Source organism: Candidatus Streptomyces philanthi (genome assembly GCF_059553635.1).
Window position 1 is genome coordinate 1 of the sequence record NZ_JCANQV010000547.1, and the last position, 1,854, is coordinate 1,854.

Annotated in this window: 2 protein-coding genes; one reads left to right on the plus strand and one right to left on the minus strand. The window is 68.2% G+C overall.

Going from position 1 to position 1,854, the window contains the following annotated elements; translation table 11 throughout:
* Positions 1–518: 518 nt before the first annotated feature.
* Positions 519–722, minus strand: coding sequence for a cold-shock protein (locus AC51EU_RS30070; protein ID WP_496270255.1), 204 nt, complete (start codon positions 720–722; stop codon positions 519–521).
* Between the two features lie 249 nt (positions 723–971).
* Between AC51EU_RS30070 and AC51EU_RS30075 the strand changes: the two genes are divergently transcribed.
* Positions 972–1,854, plus strand: an 883-nt coding sequence (locus AC51EU_RS30075) for a menaquinone biosynthetic enzyme MqnA/MqnD family protein (RefSeq protein ID WP_496270256.1), incomplete at its 3' end; no start/stop codon positions are given.

The window sequence follows — 1,854 nt, forward strand, 5'->3', positions numbered from 1 at the left end:
CGACCCTGATGGATCTCGTCTGGACCGGCCTCGACCGCCTCCGGGGCGGCGCCCGCTGGACGCCGGACGGCGCGGCCTAGGGCCGGCGTGCGCCCCCGGCGCGCGTGACCGGCGGATTTCGGGACGCCTTCCGCCGTTCCGGGGATTTCACCGCGAAGACCGGTGCGTTGCCGAACTGATCGGACACCCCGCACGGACCTGACGTTCATGCGTCAAACCGGGATGTCACCTCCGCGGGTGAGGCGGTGCGCGCCCCGCTTTTTCCATTCGGTCCGACAACGCTTTTTTCCGGAGTTCTGGCGTACGCGTGGGAAGCCGTTGCCCGGACCGTCGGAAGGATTTTCCCGATGCCGTGCCACTCCCGCGGACTCTTATTCCGACCGGTCGTCAAGGCGTCGTCAAGATTTTGTGAGAAGTTCACGCGGCACAAAAGGCAGGAGCCCCGTTCCCTCCGAAACGGAGGAGTGGGGCTCCTTGGGTACTGCACGATCGGGCCGGGAGATTCCCGGGCCGGCAGCTCAGCTGGGGGTGACGTTCTCCGCCTGGGGGCCCTTCGGGCCCTGCGTGACGTCGAAGGTCACGGTCTGGTTCTCCTCCAGCGAACGGAAGCCGGTCGCGTTGATCGCCGAGTAGTGGACGAAGACATCCGGGCCGCCGCCGTCCTGGGCGATGAAGCCGAAGCCCTTTTCAGCGTTGAACCACTTGACGGTTCCGGTAGCCATAAGCCCTCCTTGGGCCAAAGGGTTGCCCTGCTCCAGAACCTGCAAACAAGTCTGAAAACGACAAAAGCCTGCGGGTCACATGCTCCGCAGGCTCTGTACTGCAAGGGAAACCAAACTGCAACTTGCGCTGAGCGTAGCATGGTGCGCTCGCCGGGTGGAAGAGCCAAAGATCACGTTTACCCGGGAGTGGTACCGCCCATATGCGCCCCCGCCGCACCACCGCGCGCCCCGCGGGTCTAGCCTCCGCATGTGGACAATTCAACCTTTGGAGACGCCCCCGCAGAACCCGCCGGCGGCCATCGCCGCAGCCGGCCGCGGGTGGGCCACATCCAGTTCCTGAACTGCCTGCCCCTTTACTGGGGCCTCGCCCGTACCGGCACCCTGCTCGACCTCGACCTGACGAAGGACACCCCGGAAAAGCTCAGCGAGCAGGTGATCCGCGGTGACCTCGACATCGCCCCCGTCACCCTCGTCGAGTTCCTGCGCTCCGCCGACGACCTCGTCGCCTTCCCCGACCTCGCGGTCGGCTGCGACGGCCCGGTGATGTCCTGCGTGATCGTCTCGCAGAAGCCGCTGGAGCAGCTGGACGGCGCCCGGGTCGCCCTCGGGTCGACCTCCCGCACCTCCGTCCGGCTGGCGCGGCTGCTGCTCGCCGAACGGTTCGGTGTCCGCCCCGAGTACTTCAGCTGCCCGCCCGACCTCGGCCTGATGATGCAGGAGGCGGAGGCCGCGGTGCTCATCGGCGACGCCGCGCTGCGCGCCAACCTCCACGACGCGCCCCGCCTCGGGCTCCGCGTCTACGACCTGGGCGAGCTGTGGAAGGAGTGGACGGGCCTGCCGTTCGTCTTCGCCGTCTGGGCCACCCGCCGCGACTACCTGGAGCGCGAACCCCTGGTCGTCGAGAAGGTCCACGAGGCGTTCCTCGCCTCCCGTGACCTCTCCCTCGAAGAGGTCACCAAGGTCGCCGAGCAGGCCGCCCGCTGGGAACGCTTCGACGAGAACGTGCTGGAACGCTACTTCACCACCCTCGACTTCCGCTTCGGCCCCGACCAGCTCCGCGGCGTCGCCGAGTTCGCCCGCCGCGTCGGGCCGACCACCGGCTTCCCGGCGGACGTCCGCGTCGAGCTCCTGC